This window comes from Collimonas pratensis (assembly GCF_001584185.1).
In the GTDB taxonomy this organism is placed as follows: domain Bacteria; phylum Pseudomonadota; class Gammaproteobacteria; order Burkholderiales; family Burkholderiaceae_D; genus Collimonas; species Collimonas pratensis.
In genome coordinates this window covers 4,625,974-4,644,268 of sequence record NZ_CP013234.1, presented here as the reverse complement: position 1 = coordinate 4,644,268, position 18,295 = coordinate 4,625,974, and the positions used below count along the sequence as shown (strand labels likewise).

General features: G+C 61.0%; 18 protein-coding genes. 4 read left to right on the top strand and 14 right to left on the bottom strand.

Annotated elements, in window-relative coordinates; all coding sequences use genetic code 11:
• Positions 1 to 94: 94 nt before the first annotated feature.
• Together CPter91_RS20685 and CPter91_RS20680 are read left to right on the top strand one after the other, a co-directional pair.
• The gene (locus CPter91_RS20685) at positions 95 to 868 is read left to right on the top strand and encodes a DUF3050 domain-containing protein (protein ID WP_061943548.1); all 774 of its coding nucleotides are present in this window, start codon (positions 95 to 97) and stop codon (positions 866 to 868) included.
• Between the two features lie 318 nt (positions 869 to 1,186).
• Entirely contained in the window at positions 1,187 to 1,789 is a 603-nt protein-coding gene (locus CPter91_RS20680) for a hemerythrin domain-containing protein (RefSeq protein WP_061943545.1), read from the top strand.
• A 27-nt stretch (positions 1,790 to 1,816) separates the two neighbouring features.
• Here the strand turns inward: CPter91_RS20680 and CPter91_RS20675 are convergent, their stop codons facing one another.
• The 12 genes from CPter91_RS20675 to wecB form a co-directional block, all read right to left on the bottom strand.
• A complete protein-coding gene (locus CPter91_RS20675) occupies positions 1,817 to 2,866 on the bottom strand; it encodes a M29 family metallopeptidase (RefSeq protein ID WP_061946476.1) in 1,050 nt (349 codons plus the stop codon).
• A 125-nt stretch (positions 2,867 to 2,991) separates the two neighbouring features.
• The gene (locus CPter91_RS20670; protein ID WP_061943542.1) at positions 2,992 to 3,336 is read right to left on the bottom strand and encodes a hypothetical protein; all 345 of its coding nucleotides are present in this window, start codon (positions 3,334 to 3,336) and stop codon (positions 2,992 to 2,994) included.
• Positions 3,337 to 3,379: 43 nt separating this feature from the next.
• Complete coding sequence (gene lgt / locus CPter91_RS20665) at positions 3,380 to 4,198, bottom strand: prolipoprotein diacylglyceryl transferase (protein WP_061943539.1); 819 nt, start codon at positions 4,196 to 4,198, stop codon at positions 3,380 to 3,382.
• A 169-nt stretch (positions 4,199 to 4,367) separates the two neighbouring features.
• Complete coding sequence (gene modA, locus CPter91_RS20660) at positions 4,368 to 5,147, bottom strand: molybdate ABC transporter substrate-binding protein (RefSeq protein ID WP_061943537.1); 780 nt, start codon at positions 5,145 to 5,147, stop codon at positions 4,368 to 4,370.
• A gap of 151 nt (positions 5,148 to 5,298) precedes the next feature.
• The gene (locus CPter91_RS20655) at positions 5,299 to 5,565 is read right to left on the bottom strand and encodes a hypothetical protein (protein WP_061943535.1); all 267 of its coding nucleotides are present in this window, start codon (positions 5,563 to 5,565) and stop codon (positions 5,299 to 5,301) included.
• A gap of 98 nt (positions 5,566 to 5,663) precedes the next feature.
• Positions 5,664 to 6,485 carry a hypothetical protein gene (locus tag CPter91_RS20650; protein ID WP_061943533.1) on the bottom strand — a complete coding sequence of 274 codons (822 nt, stop codon included), beginning with the start codon at positions 6,483 to 6,485 and terminating at the stop codon, positions 5,664 to 5,666.
• Positions 6,482 to 7,624 carry a YaiO family outer membrane beta-barrel protein gene (locus tag CPter91_RS20645; RefSeq protein ID WP_236905874.1) on the bottom strand — a complete coding sequence of 381 codons (1,143 nt, stop codon included), beginning with the start codon at positions 7,622 to 7,624 and terminating at the stop codon, positions 6,482 to 6,484. The genes CPter91_RS20650 and CPter91_RS20645 overlap by 4 nt, the downstream gene beginning before the upstream one ends.
• Entirely contained in the window at positions 7,621 to 9,474 is a 1,854-nt protein-coding gene (locus tag CPter91_RS20640) for a polysaccharide deacetylase family protein (protein ID WP_061943529.1), read from the bottom strand. The genes CPter91_RS20645 and CPter91_RS20640 overlap by 4 nt, the downstream gene beginning before the upstream one ends.
• Positions 9,471 to 10,493: a hypothetical protein gene (locus CPter91_RS20635; protein ID WP_236905873.1), complete on the bottom strand. Its 1,023-nt coding sequence runs from the start codon at positions 10,491 to 10,493 to the stop codon at positions 9,471 to 9,473. The genes CPter91_RS20640 and CPter91_RS20635 overlap by 4 nt, the downstream gene beginning before the upstream one ends.
• Complete coding sequence (locus tag CPter91_RS20630) at positions 10,483 to 11,550, bottom strand: polymer-forming cytoskeletal protein (protein WP_061943527.1); 1,068 nt, start codon at positions 11,548 to 11,550, stop codon at positions 10,483 to 10,485. Before CPter91_RS20630 ends, CPter91_RS20635 begins: the two co-directional genes overlap by 11 nt.
• A gap of 2 nt (positions 11,551 to 11,552) precedes the next feature.
• Positions 11,553 to 12,899 carry a glycosyltransferase family 2 protein gene (locus tag CPter91_RS20625; RefSeq protein ID WP_082793519.1) on the bottom strand — a complete coding sequence of 449 codons (1,347 nt, stop codon included), beginning with the start codon at positions 12,897 to 12,899 and terminating at the stop codon, positions 11,553 to 11,555.
• A 161-nt stretch (positions 12,900 to 13,060) separates the two neighbouring features.
• A complete protein-coding gene (wecB, locus tag CPter91_RS20620) occupies positions 13,061 to 14,251 on the bottom strand; it encodes a non-hydrolyzing UDP-N-acetylglucosamine 2-epimerase (protein WP_257722457.1) in 1,191 nt (396 codons plus the stop codon).
• Between the two features lie 554 nt (positions 14,252 to 14,805).
• Between wecB and CPter91_RS20615 the strand changes: the two genes are divergently transcribed.
• A complete protein-coding gene (locus CPter91_RS20615) occupies positions 14,806 to 15,738 on the top strand; it encodes a 2-hydroxyacid dehydrogenase (RefSeq protein WP_061943525.1) in 933 nt (310 codons plus the stop codon).
• A gap of 150 nt (positions 15,739 to 15,888) precedes the next feature.
• Here the strand turns inward: CPter91_RS20615 and CPter91_RS20610 are convergent, their stop codons facing one another.
• Complete coding sequence (locus tag CPter91_RS20610; RefSeq protein WP_061946472.1) at positions 15,889 to 17,040, bottom strand: ABC transporter substrate-binding protein; 1,152 nt, start codon at positions 17,038 to 17,040, stop codon at positions 15,889 to 15,891.
• Positions 17,041 to 17,195: 155 nt separating this feature from the next.
• Positions 17,196 to 17,348 (bottom strand): hypothetical protein, encoded by a 153-nt coding sequence (locus tag CPter91_RS27030; RefSeq protein WP_167595200.1) that lies wholly within the window; start codon positions 17,346 to 17,348, stop codon positions 17,196 to 17,198.
• Positions 17,349 to 17,478: 130 nt separating this feature from the next.
• Between CPter91_RS27030 and CPter91_RS20605 the strand changes: the two genes are divergently transcribed.
• The gene (locus tag CPter91_RS20605) at positions 17,479 to 18,231 is read left to right on the top strand and encodes a tyrosine-protein phosphatase (RefSeq protein WP_061943523.1); all 753 of its coding nucleotides are present in this window, start codon (positions 17,479 to 17,481) and stop codon (positions 18,229 to 18,231) included.
• Positions 18,232 to 18,295 lie beyond the last annotated feature (64 nt).

Genomic DNA, 18,295 nt, shown 5'->3' with positions numbered 1-18,295 from the left:
CATTCTTTCATAAGCATCAATTTATTGCCATGTGGAAATATATCTGTCATTGTCGTTTTGCACACATTTGTGTGTAACCTCTCATGGAGATGACATGACAACGACTATTGAATCCTTACAGTTAACCCTGAAGGAAAAGCACAATCTGTTGACCAATCATGCTGTTTTTTCGGCCATCCGCAACCAGGACGATTTGCGTCTGTTCATGGAGTGGCATGTTTTTGCGGTATGGGATTTCATGTCGCTGGTGAAGCGCCTGCAGATGGATCTGACCACCACCTCCATTCCCTGGTACCCGCCCGCCAATCCGAATGCCGCGCGCCTGATCAACGAGATTGTACTGGGAGAAGAGTCGGATATCACGCCGAAGGGAGCGATGACGCATTTTGACCTGTATCTGTCAGCGATGAAAGAGATCGGCGCTTCGACGCGGCAGATCAACCAGTTCCTGAACATGATCAGGAAAGGCGATGCAGTCGCCACCGCGCTCAAGCGGGCGGAGGCGCTGGCGCCGATCCAGCGCTTTGTTAGCGCGACCATCAGCACTTGCCAGGACGGGCTGACGCACCAGGTTGTCGGCAGTTTTTTCTACGGCCGGGAAAACGTCATTCCCGAGATGTTCCAGGCCCTGCTGAAAAGCTGGAGCATCGCGCCGGAAACCGTCCCCGAGCTCAATTTCTACCTGGAGCGGCATATCGAAGTGGATTCGGGCGACCACGGGCCGGCGGCGCAGCGCATGATCGAAGAGATCACCGGCAACGATCCGGTGCAGATGCGTGAAGTGCTGGAAGCCGGGATCCAGGCGATCGATGAGCGGCATCGGCTGTGGGACAGCCTGCTGGTGGCGCTGCAGCATTCGCCCTCCTGAAAGTGGGCTGCCGGTAGCGCTTGCAGATGCACCTGGCGGGAGAGATTGCATCCGCCGCCGAAGTCATTTTCCAGTGCCGGTGGCGGTTTTATGAGCAAAGCGCTGTATCGGCAGGTGTAGTACGCTGCTCCGGCCGGATAGTTTGATTTGGTTTGATTTGGCCGGAGCTGCCCAGCTACAAAATAATCCTTTAAATTGCAAATGAGAAATCTATTTCCGTGTGGAATTTAATGTACTATTGTTGTTGATAGGCAATCATAATAACAAGTAGGTAATACTTCGATAATTACTCCTGTACGTGAACTGGCGAGGTCGAATATGTGGCTTAAAACAATTTTCAGCAAACCCACAACCAGTACCCGCGACGAGGAGAAGCACGACGCAGTAAAAAAGTCCCACAGCCAGCAGTCAGTACCGCCAGCCAGAAAACCAGCACCGCCGCCTGCGACCGAGCGGGCGGCGCTGCAGCCGGCGAAAAGCGCCGGCAGTCAGATCGAGTACGATGAAAAACTGATCCCGCAATTGAAAGGGGACCATGCGGCGCTGCTGCTGATGTACTCGACGGTGGCCAACAAGATGAGCGCCGACAAGTGGGACGCGGTGCCTGCCGCCTTGCGCGAGATGCGCATGGCGATGTACGGCCATTTGCTGACCGAGGGCGTCAAGCTGTATTCCTACATGCGGCGCAGCCTGGCGGAAGATCCGGCGCTGCACGATGTCTACCGTTCCTACAAACGGGAAATGGATGGCATCGGCCGCGTGGCGTTTGATTTTTTCGACAAATACCAGGGCAAGGAATGGGTCGTCTCGCGCGATGCGCGCGTCACCTTCAAGGACGAGTTTGAAAATCTCGGCAAGGTGCTGGTAGACCGCATCACGCGCGAAGAAAATATTCTCTACCCTCTCTACATCCCGAGCTAGCCGCGGCTGCACAGCTCGGCGGCCGGCTCACGGCTGCCAGGCGCCGTTGCGGTATACCACTTCATCGTCCAGATAGACCGCCTCGGTGACCGCAAAGACGTCGATATGATATCTGGCGCTGGTGCGCTTGATGTTTGCCTTGCTGTAGACCCCGTGTTTGGCGCCGAGCGAGAGATGGATCCCGCACATCCGCTCGTACGTGCCGATGTCGCTGACTCTGCGCTCCTGCGAAAACGCGCGGTTCATGCCGAAACCAAGTTCGCGCAGCCACACTTCGCCTTCGTCGGCGCGGATATTCGCCAGCACCTGGTCGAACTCCGGCGTCGAGTCGATCGCCTCGATCACCCGGCCTTTGCTGATCACCAGGGTGATCGGCTGGGCCGGCTGGTTGACCCGGAAGGCGGTATCGCCGAAGACGAAGATGCGCACCTTGCCATTGACGGCTTCCAGGTCCTGCGCCTCGGTGAACACTTCGCCGATGGGGAACTGGCCGCCGACATTATTCATCTCGCTGTAGTCGCCGATGTTCAGCTTGGCCGCTTCCAACGGCGAATCGAACAGCAGTTGCTCGCCTCCGCTGTCGACCATTGCGCGGCGCGCGCAGTCGATGCGCGCCTTGAGGGCATAGCCGACACCGCGGTAATAGGCTGGATCGTAGGCCAGCGATTCGATGTAATACAGCGCTTCCGACCCCGGCATGCGCGACAGGTGCGGGTGCTCGATCACCTTGAGGCCGCGCTTGAACAATTCGACGCGGATGCGGAAGGCTTCCAGGCGGAAGTTGGTGGACTGCACCAGGATCACCAGGTCGCCTGCCTGCAGCGGCGCAAAAGCCGCCAGCACGGCGTCCGGCGACACCGCATCGAAGTCGATGAAAGTGGCGTCCGACAGGCAGCGCCGGTAAGCCGCCGTCAGCGTGGCGGCGAGTGCGCAGCGCGCGTCCGACACCACCACCGCGGCATGCGGCGCTGCGTGCTCGATCGCCAGCGCGAGGATATCGCGCAGATGCTTTTCTGCGGCGTCCAGGGCTTCCTGGCTAATCACGTTGGCGGGGGCTTGGTTCTGGATCGGGGTCATCGTCGCATATCTCTCGGAAAAGGAGATGCCATGCTGCAAGCCATGCCATTCCTGTTGGAACAGCATTTTAATCGACAAGCCGGGCTGGGGGCGTTTTTGCCCGGAATTGCCGTATCGATCGGTCGCTAGCGCCGTTGCTCGGCCTGCAGCAGCACGATGGCGGCGTCAAGGCGGCGTCGCAGCCTGCGGCATTCGGTGAAGCAGCTGATCGCCAGCAGGGTGGCGAAAAGGGCGCAGAAGCCAAATAGCGGCAGGGCGTACTGCCCTTGCTTAAAGGCGTTGAGCACTGTGCCATACAAGATGCCTTGTACCGACAGGCCGGTAGTGCAGACAATCACGGCTATCATCCACCAGGAAGTCGACTGCGATCTGTCTTTCTGGTTCAAGATGGTTTCCGCTGCTGCATGCTCCGACACTTCCCTGGCAACGCGTTCGCCGATGATCTGGGTTTCTACTGTTTCTACTGACATTGTTGGCTCAAAAATGAAAAAAATAATAGAAAAAACCAGCCACTCAATGTGGCGCGTTCTGTAGCGAATTTCTGTCTTGATATGCGAAGGATAAAAGCACAATCCCGAGAAGGACCATGGGTATCGAATACATCTGGCTACCAGACAAGGTTACGCCAACTATATGTACTTCGAACTCGGGCGTACGGAAATACTCCGTAAAGAAGCGTGCGCTGCCATACAAGAGCGCGAACATGCCGCTGACGGCCATAAGGGGACGTGGGCGACTGGAGTAACGCCATAGAATAATAAAGACCAGCACGCCGTCCAGCAAAGCCTGATAGATCGGAGATGGATGTCTCGGCAGCATATCCACGTTAGGCCAGATCATCGCCCAAGGCAGTGACGGATCAGCAATACGGCCCCACAATTCACCATTGATGAAATTCCCGATCCGGCCTGCTGCGTAGCCCAGCGGTACAAGTGGCGCAATGAAATCCAGCACCTCCATCAGGCGAAATCCCCGCTTCCTAGCCCAAAACATCATGGCGACCGCAACGCCAATGAAGCCACCGTAGAATGACATGCCGCCGGTCCACAGTTCCAGTATTTCAACGGGATGCAGAAAAAAATATTCCGGGCGATAGAGCACTACCTCGCCCAGCCTGCCACCTATGACAACTCCCAGGACGCCGTAAAAAAGCATGTCGTCCAGATCTTTTTTCGTCCAGCCGGCATCTCTCACTTGAATTTGCTTTAAACGCAGACGGCCGAGAAGCAAGAACTGCGCAAACGCAACCAAATACATGAGTCCGTACCATCGAATTGATAGCGGGCCGATCAGATGCAGGATTACCGGGTCGGGCAGCGGATGTATAAGCATCGTATTTTGAGGAATGGATTGATATAAGCTAGATCATAGCTGTCCCGGTGCTGTGAGGATAATTTTCTTGTCGATTATTGACCCGAGGGTGATTTTGCCTATGTCGGCGACTCCGCAATGTTCGCCGGCACGGACGGGCGCTTTGGATGGAGGTTTGCTGTGGCCTCGTTTATCTGGAAAAGCCATAATCGACAAGGATTTGCTGGGCTGCCGGCGTCAGCAGGAACAAGGCGAAGCGGTAAGCCGTATCATGCGAGCCGCTGCGGGGATGCAATACGGTCAGGCCGAAATCTGCCGCCACGGCGAGCTCCCGTGGCAGCGTGACCTTGGTGAAGCGTGTGTCCGGCGTGGTTTCGCGCGAACTGCAGTAGCCGATGAAGGTATCGACCTGCTTGTGCTCGAGGAAGTACTTGACGGCATCCTGGCCGGCCGGCACCGATGGATTGTTCTTGCCGCCTACCAGTTGCTGCGCCTTGCCCTCCAGCAGTTCGCGCGCGCCGGGCTGGACCTTGCCGGCATTGGCAAACAGCACCCAGGCGTAGTCGCCGCCGGGATCGGCCTTGGGCGTCGAGGTGCCGATCTTGATGGCAGGGTCGAGCAGCTTGGCCAGAAGATTTTCCTTCGTCAGGCTCAGCTCCGGACGGGCCAGTACGCACATGCTGTTATGGATAAATACCAGCGGCGGGATGGCCTTGCCTTCACGCGCCAGCTGCTGCGGGTGCGCCATGTTGGCCGAGGCGAACACATCCGCAGGCTCGCCTTGCTCGATGCGCTCCAGCAGCAGCCCGGCGGGGCCGAACACCATCTGGACCGGCTCGCCGCTGTCGGCCTCGAACTGTCTGGCAAGCACGGTGAACGGGCCGGTCAGGCTGCCGGCGGCAAACACCTTGAGCGGCTCCTTGGCGCAAGCCGGATTGAGCGCCGTCGCCAGCAGGGCAAGAGACAACATTCCGTATGAGAAAAGTGAGGGTCTGAACATGTTCATGGATCGCGGCGGCAAGTGGTGATGAATCAATGGTCGCTATATTTTAAAGGATATAGCGTTGAGTAAAAAAAAGCCGTCAGTCCGGCTTTCCCTGTGTAACGGCTGGAGGCCGGGCTCAGTCTGCCAGGCCCTTCGCCAACAGCTCGCCTACCAGCTGGTTGAGATCGGTTTCGCGTTCCTTGGCCAGGGTTTGCAGCTGCAGCACCAATGCGCTGTTGAGCTTGACGGCAAACGGCACCAGACCCAGCGCCTGATCGCGCTTGCGCTGTTCCTTGCGGTCGACCACGGTGACGTCGCTGTTGCCGAAGCCGGCAGCGCCAGGCGCGGTCATTTTTCCCATGAGCTTCTTGGCATCGCTCTTTGCCATCCCGGTCTTTTTCACTATTGCTATCCTTCTCTATTAACGATCACGGAGTATAAGCCTGTTACGCGCGCTGCTGCCGTTTGCAGCGCAATCGGCGTGGATAGCTTCGAATCCACTTATTCGCGCCGCTGCCAGCTCATGGCCCAGGAATAGAAGCCGACCAGGGCGCCGAACTGGACCAGGCTGGAGCCCAGCAGGTAGATCAGGGGATGCCACAGCAGCGAGCAGCGCAGCATCAGCCAGGCGGCAAAGGTGTACTGGAAAGGCGTCAGCACGATCAGGTAAAGCACTGCCAGTATGGACAGCAGCAGTTTGCGGCGGATGCCGAAATCGAAGATGTTGTACAGCAGGCCATAAATCCAGGGCGTCAGCAGGATCAGCACCATCGACGCCTGCGTCAGCGCCGAGATCGAGGAGGCCGACTGATAGGGAAATTCCGCCGCCCAGAAGTAGAAATAAAACTGGCTGGCCAGCTGCACCAGGCCGATCACGCGCAAGGCATAGGAAATCGGCAGCATGCGCGTCGGCAGCAAGGTGGTGGCCAGCAGCAGCGTGATGCTGATCAGCGCGCCGCACCACCATTGCAAGGGATCCGGCAGCGCCGCCTCGGCGTAGGCATAGGGAATCGCTTGAATCCCGGGAAATGCGCTGTGGCCTATTCCCAGCGTCATCTGGTCGCCAAGGCGGTTGGCCCAGAAGCTGACGATGGCAGCCCATAGCTCGGCAATCAAGGGCCAGGCCAGCAAGGTGCAGCAGAACACCAGCGCCGGCACCAGCAGCACGTCGATCCAGCGGCTGCGTGGAAACGCCAGCCGGCGCAGGGCGCGGTGGGTTTGTATCAGCTGGCCGCCAAAGCCGGTAAAACGCGGGTTGACGACGGCCTGCCTGCGCGTTTTTACGGGAGCGGATTTTTTTTCCGCATTGGCGGCAGCTTTCACCGGAAGCTCCAGCGCCAGCCCAAGTTGAAGGAAAGCCGGTCGTAGGCCGGACTGCGGTAATACTCCAGGCCTGCCAGCAGCATGCTGATGCGGCTGATTCTTTCGCGCCATTGGAGATTGACGGTATTGCTCTTGAAGTTCACCAGTTCGGGGCCGCCCGGCAATACCTTGTAGGTTTCCTTGGCGTGCTCGTAGCGGACGATGATGGCGCGCCGGTCGTCATTGCCGAAAGTCGCCGCGATATACTCGCTGGGGCCCAGTATGCGGCCAGGATCGGCCCAGTTCAGGCGGACGCCGCCTTCGATCACCGTGCCTGGCAGATAGGCGATGCCGGTCAACAGCAAGCCTTGATCGGAACGCGCGCTTTCGTTGCCCTTGGCGTAGTAGGCGCCGATGCCGGCGACGTACTGGAGTTCGCTGCCGAACTTGCGATAGCCGGTGCCATCCACGCGCCAGCTGGAAAACAGCGGACTGTTGCCGGTGCCGACACTGACAGTGCTGTAGTAATCCGGCGAGAAATCGTGGGTCAGCGAGACGCTGCCATAGTTGCCGCTATAGCCGAAACGCGATTGCTGGGTCAATTCGCCTTGCACCACGCCAAGGGAGGTCACGGCCATGCCGCGCAGCGACATCAGGCGCGCGTGGCCATAGCCGTTGCTCATGTTGCCGTCGCCGCCAACCAGTTCGAGGGCGCCGCTTTCCGGGGCTAATTCCGGTGGCGCAACGGCCGGGCTTTCGGCCGGCGTTACGGCAACCGGCGCCGCATCGACGGGCGCCGCCAGCGCCAGCTGCGCGGGTGTCGTATCGACCGCGGTGGCTGGCATGGCATTGGGCGGGGCAGGGGCAGCACGTATTGTGGGTGCAGCTGGTGCAGCTGGTGCGGTTGGTGCGGCTGGTGACGCTGGCGCGGTTGCCGCTGAGGCAGCAAGCGGCGCTGCCGGCGGTAATAGGGCAACCGGCACGGCAGCAGGAGCTGGAACCGGAGCTGTAACCAGCGCCGGCGCGCTGTTCATCAGCGGCATCAGGCGCGCGTGCTGCAAGGTAGGCACCTGTATGTCGGTGCTTTCGTCAGCCGATGCGCTGGCCGGCAATGCGGCGCAGCCGAAGGACAGGCCCAGGGTTGCCAGTGCGGTTTTCAATGCAGTGCTTCCTTTATCAACGGTGTTGAAATGCGAAGTTGCTTGCCGTCGCCGGCGATCACGGCCCAGTTTTCGCCGCGTTGTTCCACTCTAGCATTGCCGTCCAGGATGCGCGGCTTTTCATACAGGGCGACTGGAAAAACCCAGCTGAGCTGCTGCAATGAAGCGGCATTGGCAGCATCGACTACTACGGCGCGCTTGTCGCTGGAAATATGCCACACGGTCTGCTCCCGCCGGTTCATGAAGCGCGCCTGCTCGGTCATGGTGCGCCAGCGGAAACTGCCCTTTTTTTCGGCGGCGTCGGCGGCCAGCATCAGCTGATTGATGGCGTCGGGATACAGCACCGCACCCGGCGGATGGAAATAAATCAGCCTGATCTGTCCGCTATTTTCGGTAAATTGCACCAGCGACGTCAACCAGTTGCTGATTTCGCTTTCCGGTATGTGCTCCATATAGGCTTCTTCGATGGTGCTGATGTGGCCGTAGGTCTGTACCGGGAACGACCAGATATGCTGGTCGCGGCGGCCGTCGCGATAGGTATGGGTCGGGCCTTGTCCGATATTGCCGGTGAAATAATAGGCCAGCACATCCTGGCCGTCCAGCCAGTCGGTGACCCAGACCGGCTGGTTGCCGGTCGGCGCCGAATACTCGGTCTGAGGGTGGCCGATCAGGGTTCTCACGGCCGCGGCATTCTGTTCCAGGTAAGTGGTCATCTTGCCGGCATTGGCCTCGCTCAGGTTCTTGCCGAACCAGTCGTGGATCCAGCCGCCGTGGCTGCCGATCTCGTTGCCCTGGCTTTGCAAGCCACGCAGGAGCGCCTGGAAGGTTGGATTGTGGTTGAGGTCGACCCCGAGGCCATCGCCGAAGGCGCGCTGGTCGGGGCCGGCGGTGACATGGATGCTGAACGGCCCGCGGGTAAACACGCCGGCCTTGATCAGCTGGTCCATGGCGGGAATGCAGATCTTGGCGTCGCAATGCCAGTTCAGGATCAGTCCGCCGATGGCGTCGGGCGCGGCGGACAGCTGCGGTTGGCCCATGATGTGGTTGGCAAAGTAGTGCAGGAAACCATGCATCAGGATGCCGTCGGTGCGCAGCTTCAGGTATCCCAGCGGCAGGTTGACGAACAGTACGCGACCCTTGCCGACCTCATGTTCGCCTGCAATCACGGTATTACCCTCGGCCTGCATGCGCAGGGTGCCGGCATAGGTGGCGGCGGTACGCAAGACGGGATAACGCAAGGTGTCTTCGCCGTAGCCGGACAATACCGCCTGGTCGCCGCTCTTGATCCAGCGCCCCGGCGGAATATCCAGCGCCTGCATGGTCTGCGGGCTGCCGGAGATGGTCGGGTTGAACGACATCTTGTCATGCAGTGCGCCATACAGCGCGTAACTGGTCCCGGCCAGCCTGGAAAAGCGCGATGCCGGTTCGCTGTAATAGCCGTTTTCGTCCAGTACGCCGGCATCGCCCACCAGCATCAGGGCGCCGCCGTTTTCTACAAAGCGGCTGATCTGGTTGACGAAGGCGGTATTAATCTGGCGATGGATGGTGTCCGGCAGGATCACGCCGGCGAACGGCCGCTCGCCCTGCAGTCCGCGCCGCGAGAATTCAGAAGCGCTCACTGCTTGCAGGCGGATGCCTTCTTCCGCGGCCCCATCCAGCCAGGCCGAGGCAAACAGCCGGTTGGCGTCCGACAGCTCATCAGGCAGCACCAGCGCAATGGCATCGCTTTGCCATTGCGCCGGGCTGACCTGGCCGATGCGATAGACCCAGCTGGCGGCGCCGCCGATGATGGCGGCAAGCGCCAGCGCCAGCAGGACCTGGCGCAGAGGGACGCGGCGCATGGCGCTCATGATGATGGCTCCGCGGCGCCAAGTGCGTGGCGCAAGCCGACGCGCACCCCTTCTTCGACGATGTTCCAGCGGCCCGCCGCGCGCCAGGCGGCAGAAGTCTCAAGCCAGCGCCTGGCGCTGGCCTGGTCGCCGTTGCGATAGGCGGCCCAGGCGATCAGGCCCCAGGGATAGTGGTCGCTTTCCCCGGCCAGCCATGGCGCGCCGTGGCGTTCCATCCACAGCCGCCAATAGCGTTCGCCGCTGGCGCCGCTGCGCAGTCCGTAGAGCCACAGGTAGACCGGCGCCACCGCATTCGGATAGAAGCCGTAGGGCGTCGGCGGCAGGCTGGCGCGTTCCGGTTCAAGGGGGCCGGCGGGATCGTAGCCGTAGCTGTGGCGCAGGCCGTCAAGCATGCTGGCGCTGGCCGGCAAGGCCGCCAGCTGGACCGCAAAGCGCAAGCTGGCGGCGCTGCTGCGGCGCAGTTGGGTCAAGACGCCGATGACTTCGACGTTGTCGGCGAAATACGCCGCACTGCCGCCGGACAGGGCGTGGAATGTCTGCTGCGCCGGATCCCACAGAGTCGCTAGGTTTTCCAGCGATCTGACGCAGCTGGCGGCCAGCACTTCATCGGTGGGCAAGACTTCGGCTGCCAGCATGCACCATAACGCATCCAGGGAGTCGTCGGCGTCTGCCGGGCCGCAGGCCAGCCAGTCCGCGGCGCCGCTGCGGCAGATGCGCGGAAAGGGGCCGTTGGCCTGCTGGAAAGGCAGCAGCCAGTGGCCGAAGGCGCTGGCCGGCGCAGCGACGTCGACGCCCAGCCTATGCGCCGCCAGCAATGCCTTGAGTGCGAAGTAGGGCTCGACATAGTCGCCTTTGGCAAACACCGTGAGTGCGCCGTTCGGCGCGGCGAAATCGGCGAATGCCGGCGCGGCTGGGGCATCCGCGGCGGCTGCCGTGGCGCCGGCACAGCAGCCGGTCAAGATGCATGCGCAGCAGAGCGATGCTGCGCGCCAGCGCCTCCGGCCTTGATCAGCGGCCATGGGAGATCTCCGCCGGCATGACCGTGGCGCCGTCTTGCGTGGTGATGACGCCATGCACCGTGCAGCCTGTGGCGATGGTCAGCTTGCGGCAGATCACGGTGGTTGCCGCCTCCGGCGTGCCGATGCGGCAATCGGGGCCGATTACGATATCGTTCTGGCTGATCACGGGACCCAGCACGGAACAACCCCGCTCCAGCACGATGTCCTTGTTGCTGACCAGGCTGCCGGCGATGCGGCTGTGCTCTCCCAGCTGCAGGTCGCCATAGGTCTTGATGTTGCCGGACACGCTGCTGCCGGGACGTATGCGGTAGGGGCCGCGCACCACATAGTCGCCCGCCTGGTCGAGGGCCGCGGATTGCTGCGCGCCGTCGTCCAGCACATGGCGTATGCGCGGCGAAGGCGCTTGCGGCGCCGGCGCGGCGGCAGTGCTGGCGTCGCCGAATTGCATGAGCGGCGCACCGGCGCGCACAAAGCGGCTGCCGGCACAGAAGTTGAGTTCCTTGAGGGCGGTAATGCGGCCGTCGATCGCAGCGTTGCTGCCGACATGGATGCAGGGCGCATCGATCCAGCGATGCACTACCGTATCGGCGCCGAGCGTGATGACGCCCTGCGCCGAGCAGGCGCGCAGACTGGCGCCGTCGCCCACCAGCAGGTCGGCGGCGGCAAACAGGTCGGCCTGGCTGTGGCTGTCCGGTGGCAGCCAGGCATCGTGGATAAAGATGACGATGCCGTTCTTTTGCCGCAGTACTTTCAAGGTTGCCGGCGGGTAGCCCTTGCCGGCATTGCCGTCCAGGCGCTGATGGACCACGTGCAGCTTGTCGCTGATGCTGACGGTGCGCTCGGTCTGGATGCTTCGCAGTTTCGGCAAGTCGATGACCGGCATGGCAGCAATGGTGAGCCGGAAACTGTCGGCGAAATAGCGCAGGTTGTTGATCTCGTTGCGCCGCACCGGCAAGGGCGCAACGTCGGTCGGGCGCAGCCATTCCTGCAGCGCCGGGATAAACGGCAGGCACATGATCAGCAGCACGCTGATCAGCAGCAGCGCTGGATAAGCCATGCTCAGGACACCTCGGCCGCCAGGCCTGGCAGCCCACTGTCGCTCGGCAGCGGCAGTTCCGGGGCAGGTGCTGCCGGCGTCAGCCTGAAGCGTTCGGTTTTGTGCCACACCAGCTCGCGCTTGCGCAGCGCATCCATGCACTGGCTGAAGGCGGCGCAGGAAATCGCCACCAGGCTGACCAGGAAGCCGAAGATATTCAGCGGCAGCAAGCGGATGCGGTTGCGGTTGCCGTCCAGGTAAGTGGCGGCCGCCATTTCGAAAAAAGCCGCATTGGTGCCAAAAGCGCCATATGCCACCATGCCGCTCAAGACCAGCCAGCCGAACAGCCACTGGTGCGAGGTCATGAAAAACTGGATGACGGTGATGCTCCAGCCGATCACCAGCAAGGGCGGCATGATGAATACGCACAGCAGCAGCACGCCGTCGGCCCTTTCGCGCAGGCTGATGCGCGGATTCTTCAGCAGCTGCATCAGGTTGCGGCCCATGACCTGGTTGTGTCCGCGCGACCATCTGCTGATCTGGCGGATCCGCACCGGCCACACCTCGGGTACTTCTTCGTAGCATTCCGAGCGGTTCTGGTACACCGTCTTCCAGCCGTGCTGCAGCAGGCGGAAAGTGACATCGGTGTCTTCCGCCAGCATGTCGCTGTTCCAGCCGCCGATTTCTTCCAGCGCGCAACGCCTCACGCCGCCCACCGTGCCGCCGTACTGCGGCACCAGCCCCAGGTTCATGCGCGCCGCCTGGTCAACCTGGTAGCCGCCGGCCCGTTCCAGGTCGAGCAAGCGGGTGAGCAGGTTGGCGCCGGCATTGAGAGGTACTACGCGGCCCATGATGGCGCCTACTTCGGGATCGAAAAACGGCGCCACCAGCTGTTTGATCAGGCCGCGCGCGGGCAGATAGTCGGCGTCGAAGACGATGATGATCTCGGCCGCGATCCTGGCGGTGGCGTCGCGCAATGCCGCTGCCTTGCCGGGCCGTCCGCTGTCGCGGTGGAACAGGGTGAAGCGGCCGGGATGGGCGGCGGCGATGCGGTCGATAATGGCGTGGGTGCCGTCGGTCGAGCGGTCGTTGACCGGCATGATGATCAGCTTGTCGCGCGGATAGTCGACTTCCAGCAGGGCGTTCAGAGCATCCGCGATGACCCGTTCTTCATTGTGGGCGGCGACGCACACCACGACTGCCGGCCAGGTTGCCTGTTCGATGTCGAGATAGGGCTGGCGCTGGCGTCCGAACAGGCGGTTCAGGGTGAACAGGTAGTGGCGCACGGTATAGATCACCAGCAGGCATATGATGGCGGCCAGGATGGCGGTCATCAGGTCCAGGCCTGCTGTGCGGATATTGAATGCCATGGACGATGCGTGCGCCTTGCCGGCGATCGCCAGCAAGCCGGCGATGAGAAGGAAAGAGGGCAGGCGCGTGAAGGCCGCCGGCGGCCGCCGGCATGCCGCTGCCTTGCCTGGAATAGCGGGCCTGTCGTCCATATTCCCCTCCCTTTTTTGATGCAAACCGCCTAGATTTTTTGAAAGATCTTCGCGACCAGGCGTGCTTTTTCCAATGGTTCAATTTTTACCATGCCAAACTCATCGATTTCCCTGCCGCACAGCACGCTGGCGATGCGCTCCGCGGCGTGGCCGTCGCCATAGGGATTGAGGCGTTGCGTCGTGCACTGCCAGACGGCGTCATCCTCGTACAGCTGGGTTACCGCGGCGATGATGCGTGCCGAATCGGTGCCGACCAGCTGCACGGTGCCGGCGGCCACCGCTTCCGGCCGTTCCGTAACGTTGCGCATCACCAGCACCGGCTTGCCCAGCGACGGCGCCTCTTCCTGGACGCCGCCGGAATCGGTCAGGATCACGTGCGCACGCTGCATCAGCCGCACAAACAGCAGATAGTCCAGCGGTTCGATCAGATGGATATTCGGCAGTTGCGCCAGCGCGGCCTGCACCGGGCCCTGGACGTTCGGATTGAGGTGCACCGGATAGACAATCTGGATGTCCGGACGGCGCGACAGTGTCGCCAGCGCGTCGCAGATTTCGGCGAAACCCGGGCCGAAATTTTCGCGCCGGTGGCCGGTTACCAGCAACAGCTTTTTATCGGCGCGCAGGTAAGGGAAATGGGCGTCCAGGCGATCGCGCAGCTTGTGGTCGAAGGCGATCGATTCGACGGTCAGCCGCAGCGCATCGATGACCGTGTTGCCGGTGACAACCACGCGGCCGGCGAGGTATTCCGCCTCCAGGTTGCTCTTGGCCATGGCGGTGGGCGCCAACAGCAGGTCGCTCACCACATCGACATAGCGCCGGTTCATTTCTTCGGGCCAGGGCTGGCTCAGGTCGCCGGTACGCAAGCCTGCTTCCACATGGGCCACCGGGATGCGCCGATGGAAAGCGGCGAGGGCGGCGATCATGGCGGTGGTGGTGTCGCCGTGCACCAGGATGCGGTCCGGCCGGGCAGCCTCGAGCACTGGATCGAGCAAGCCGAGCAGGCGTGCGCTCAGGCCGTTCAGGGTCTGGTCTGGCTGCATGACGTCGAGGCTGTAATCGACTTTGATGTCGAACAGGTCCAGCACCTGCTGCAACATCAGCCGGTGCTGGCCGGTGACGCACACCAGCGACTCGATGTCCGCTTCGCAGGCAAGCGCGCGCACCACCGGCGCCATTTTCACGGCCTCCGGGCGGGTGCCAAAGATAGACAGAACTTTCACTTTATATACTCGGTTGTGCGAGTGAAAAAGCCGGCCTGGCGAAATCGGTTTCGCCAGGGCCATGGTGTTCTTGTTGCGCGCGCCTATCCGGCATGGGCCCCGAACCGCAGGGAAGTCGACTGCCCGCGACGACGGCTTTGGGCAGTGACAAGCATCACATCGATGCTGAGTTGTTTTTACAAATATATTTCCATAAGGAAATATCTGTTCACTATAGATGATAATGTCGATTAATGTAAATCTTATAATAGGGATGGAAATTTAACTGTTACTTATTGTTAGAAATTTAATACGTATGGGAAATACGCGGGACACCGGCAGCAGCTGATCCGGGGAAGTTGCGTGTTCTTGCTGTGCGGAAGTTAAAGCAGCTGCGGCGCCATGGAATTTCCGGCAATTAAAAGGTAACAATAAAAATGACCATCGCCGTCTGTGCATAAGACGGGAATAGCCATTACCGAGTCCACGCAAGCATGGTCCGGGTTTCACCGCTATCATTACGAGCATTGCGCTTTCGGCGCGGCACGTTTCAACCACTTCTTGCACGGCATCCCATGCTTTCCACTCTCCTGATTCTCAATCCTTTGTCTGAACAAAGCCTGCAGCGCATCAAGCAAGTCTGGCAGATTGTGTATGCGCCCACGGCCGCCCAGCGCAGCGAGGCCATCGCCGGCCATGCGCAGCAGATACGGGCGGTGCTAACCATCGGTTCGATCGGCCTGTCGGCGCAGGATATCGCAGCCTTGCCTCAGCTCGAATTGATTTGCGCGCTCGGCGCCGGTTTTGAAAACATCGATCTGGCCGCTGCACGCGAACGCGGCATCACGGTCGCCAACGGCGCCGGCACCAACGACGCTTGCGTTGCCGACCACGCCATGGGCCTGCTGCTGGCAACGGTGCGCGGCATTCCGCAACTGGGCGTGGCGCTGCACCAGGGCATCTGGCGCGATGCGCTGCCTTTGCCGCCCAGCGTCTCCGGCAAGCGCCTGGGGATCGTCGGGCTGGGTACCATCGGCAAGCAGATCGCGCGCCGCGCTGCCGGTTTCGACATGGCTATCGGCTATCACAATCGTGCGCAGCGCGATGATCTGCCGTTCACTTATTTTGCTACGCTGCTGGCCCTGGCCGAATGGGCGGATTTCCTGGTGATCGCCACCCCGGGCGGCGCCGGCACCCGCCATATGGTGAGCACGGCAGTGCTGGATGCCTTGGGGCCGCAGGGCTTCATCGTCAATATCGCGCGCGGCAGCGTGATCGACACCGCTGCGCTGGCGCAAGCGTTGCGCGAGGGCCGGCTCGGCGGCGCCGGTCTCGACGTCTATGAAAGCGAACCGTTGCCGCCGGCGGCATTGCTGGATTTGCCGAATGCCGTGCTGACGCCGCATGTGGCCGGCTGGTCGCCAGAATCGGTGGCGGAAACCGTGCGCCTGTTCCTGGAAAACAGCCAGCGCCATTTTTCCGGACAGCCGGTATTGACGCCGGTCTGAAGCAAAAAAAATCTGGTGGCTGCCGGATTTTTGTCGATTGCCGCCGGAGTCGTAGGGTGGGCAGGTTTTCTGCCCACGCTGAATGCATCCTTCGATTGGTCTACGTTCCGCGTGGGCAAGAAACCTTGCCCACCCTACGATCGCGGCGTGTCAGTTCAGGAACTTCTTGTCTTTGGTGATCATGGTCATGTCGACGAATTTCGAGCCGCTGTGATTGCTGGCGCTGAAATTGATGTCGAAGCCGCCGCCGTTGTAGTTCTTGTTGTTGATGCTTTCCAGCGCCTTCACCAGTTTCGCGCGCGTCAGGTCCTTGCCCGCCCGCTTCAAGCCTTCGACGAATACCTTGGCGGCGATGAAGCCTTCCAGGCTGGAAAAGTTGACGTCCTTGAAGCCGGCCTTGTCCATCAGCTTGGCATACTCGCCGACCACCGGGCTGGAGGAACTCCAAGGGAACGGCACCACCTGAGAAATCACCACGCCTTCGCCATCCTTGCCCAGGGAGTCAGCCAGGGCCTGGCTGCCGACGAAAGAGACGTTATAGAACTGGCCGTTGTAGCCAGCCTTGCGCATTTCCTTGATGTAGGCCGCGCACGAAGCATAGGCACTGATCTGGATCACCGCGGCGGGACGTTTCGGCAGGATCTTGGCGACCGCCGGCGCGACGTCGGTGCTGTTGCGCTCGACGGTGGCGGCCTCCACCAGCTCCAGGTTCATTTTTTTCAAGGCGCGCTGCACGCCTTCCAGTCCGGCGCGGCCATAGGCGTCGTTCTGGTAAAACACAGCGATACTCTTGATGCCGACATTGGCCAGCTTTTCCACCAGGTGCTCGGTCTCATCGAAATAGCTGGCGCGGATATTGAAGACCTCACGGTTCAGTGGTTCGCGCAGCGATTGCGCGCCGGTCACCGGAGCAAAGAACGGTACTCCGGCCTGGGTGAAAATCGGCAGCGCCGCATTGCTGGTCGGCGTGCCGACATAACCGAACAAGGCGAACACATCGTCTTTCTCAATCAGGCGCTTGGTGTTGGCGGCGGCCAGGTCGGCTTCGTATTTGTCGTCTGCCTTGATGATTTCAATGCGCCGTCCAAACACCCCGCCTTGCTCGTTCACCGAATCGAAGTAGGCTTTGGCGCCGGCATTCATCTGGATGCCCAGCTGCGCGGCAGGACCGGAAAACGCTGCCGACTGTCCCAGCAGGATTTTCTGGTCGGTGACGCCGGATTCGGCAAAGCTGGAAAGCGGGCTGCAGATGCCGATGACAAGCGGCAACAGGAAAGACAAAAGATGAAGTCGGGAAAACATAGATAGCACTTTCTGATGTTGATCAAGCGACGCGCAACAGCAGCCTGATTCGCTGCCGCCGTTGCGCATCGTCGCCTATTATAGGTTTATTGCTAGAAGAAAACAAAAGAAGAGCTGAATTTAACGGCAGTTAGCGTTTTATCAGCTACGTAATACTACTTAAGGTGAGCACGGGTGGCTTCGGTGCTGCGTACATGCCGCATGCGGACGAACATGTGCTCACAGCTGAAACGGTGTTCTTCAGCGCCGATGCCGTTCATTGCATCGTTGATCTGATGGTAACCTTCATGCAGGAATATCCGGCGCATATCCTCTGCCTGGCGAGGCCAAGGCATAAGAAAGAAAATTGCCGGTGCTGGAATTCAAGCTGGCGGTGGCAGTCTATCTGCACCATGGGCGGAAGCGTGCGCCTGCCGCAAAACGCGATAAGGAATAAAAATGCAGTATGTTTCAATGCACGAGGCGATCGGCTTCGACGTCATCCAGAATACCCGCGACCTCGGCGCTTACCAGGCTGCCGACGGCCGCCGCATCCAGGCGCGCAGATTGCTGCGCGGCGCCAATCCTGGCCTGGCGTCGGTGGCGGATATCGCAAAGCTCAAGAGCTACCAGCTGGATCTGGTGCTCGACTTCCGCAGCGAGGCGGAAAAACAGGTTGCCGAAGCGCCGTTTGCCGCCGCGTTCGCGTGGATCGCCGATCCGGTCATGGTGGGCAACTTGTCGCAAGAGACGCTGCTGCCGCTGCTGCGGAATGGCAGCGCCGAGCATAGCCGGCAATTCATGCTCGATTTCTATCGTGCCTTTCCAGTCAACTATCAAGCCCAGTTCGGCCGCTTCTTGCGGCTGGCCGAGCAGGGCAAGACCATGCTCTACCATTGCACTGCCGGCAAGGACCGCACCGGCTTCGCCAGCGCGCTGCTGCTGTCGGCGCTGGACGTCGAGCACGCCACCATCGTCGCCGATTATCTGGAGTCGAACCGGCACAATGCCGGCGCCAGCGCCAAGGTGCTGGCGCAGCTGTTCAAGGCCGACCTGGCGCCGGAAATCATGCGCCCCTTGCTGAACGTGGAGGCCGCCTACCTGGAGGCGGCGCTGACGGTCATCGATGAACGGTACGGCGGCATGGCGCATTACCTGCGGCAGGTGCTGGATGTCGATGTCGAACGCATCCGGCGCAACTATCTGGTCTGAACCGGCAAATTGCCTGTCTGCGATTTGGCGAAAAAAAGGCCACCGACATTGTCGGTGGCCTTTT